The 1,311-nt window shown below is 61.9% G+C and carries 2 protein-coding genes; both read left to right on the forward strand.

Going from position 1 to position 1,311, the window contains the following annotated elements; all coding sequences use genetic code 11:
- The coding region (locus AAAB16_RS10380) for a TIGR01777 family oxidoreductase (protein ID WP_340663254.1) at window positions 1-852 on the forward strand (852 nt) is incomplete at its 5' end.
- A gap of 91 nt (window positions 853-943) precedes the next feature.
- A partial coding sequence (locus tag AAAB16_RS10385) for a DUF2867 domain-containing protein (protein ID WP_340663255.1) occupies window positions 944-1,311 on the forward strand: 368 nt, incomplete at its 3' end.

Genomic DNA, 1,311 nt, shown 5'->3' on the forward strand with positions numbered 1-1,311 from the left:
ACCCTGGTCAACCAATTGCTGGATGCCGGCCATAGCGTCTGCGTATTTGCCCGCAGCCCGCAGCGTGCTGAGCCGTTGTTCAAGGGACGAGCGCGCTGCATTGGCAGCCTTGAAACGCTGACCGAACTAGACGCCTTCGATGCCGTAATCAATCTGGCCGGCGCCCCGGTAATCGGCCCTCGGTGGTCACCCGCGCGGCAGAAGCTATTGCTCGCCAGCCGCGTGGGGGTCACCACGGCGTTGGTCGCCTGGCTCGCCAAAGCCCAGCACAAACCTGCGGTCTGGCTGCAGGCATCCGCCATCGGCTATTACGGTGTGCGCAGCGCGGATGAGGTACTAACGGAGGACAGCAGCGTCGGCCGCGGTTTTATGGCCGAACTGTGCGCCCGCTGGGAAGCCTCGAGCGAGGCGGTAACCGCTGCCGGCGTGCGCCAGGTGGTGATGCGCCTGGGCGTGGTGTTTGGTCCTGGCGGCGCGCTGCAACCATTGCTATTGCCACACCGCTTCGGCCTGGGTGGACGCCTGGGCAGCGGCAAGCAAATTCTTAGCTGGATTCACCGTGACGACGTGTTCCAACTTATCGCCCGCGCGTTGACCGATGAGAGCATGCACGGCGTTTACAACTTCGTAGCACCTGGTGCCGTAAGCCAGGCGCAGTTCGCCAAAACCGTCGGCCAGGTACTGCACCGTCCCGTTTGGCTGCATGTGCCAGCCGCTCCCGTTCGCTGGCTGGCAGGCGAGATGGCGGAGCTATTAGTCGACGGGCAGAACGTCGCGCCAACGCGGCTGTTGCAGGCCGGTTATATGTTTCGTTTTGCCGATGTGGAAAGTGCCCTGCGAGATTTGACCTAAGCCAAGTGCTTAGGCGCGCCTGCGACAAACTGGAGCAGGCGCGTACCCGGTGCATAGCCGACACTTCAGCTTTGCCAAGGAGTGCCCCGCCATGCCCGCCACCGTCCAAGAATGTGCCCTGCCCAGCATCAGCAGCCTTAGCCAACAAGCCGCTGGCGCCGCCTTTATCAACTGCCACCGTATCGACGTCAGCAACACCGAACGCACCGCCATGGGCCACGCGCTGCGGGCATTGGCCACTACGCCAAGGTGGATCGACAACATGATGCAACTGCGCAATGCCATCGTCCGCCACCTGGGTTTAAAAGACTTGGGCCGACTAACGCGCATCGACCTTAACCGCGACGAAGCGAGTTATCAGCCGGGCGACCGTGTTGGCATTTTTACTCTGGTCGCCAATAGCCCTGACGAAGTGCTGATGGCCGACAAAGACAAACACCTCGACGTATTTCTCTCCCT

Source organism: Pseudomonas sp. (assembly GCF_037994325.1).
GTDB lineage: Bacteria > Pseudomonadota > Gammaproteobacteria > Pseudomonadales > Pseudomonadaceae > Aquipseudomonas.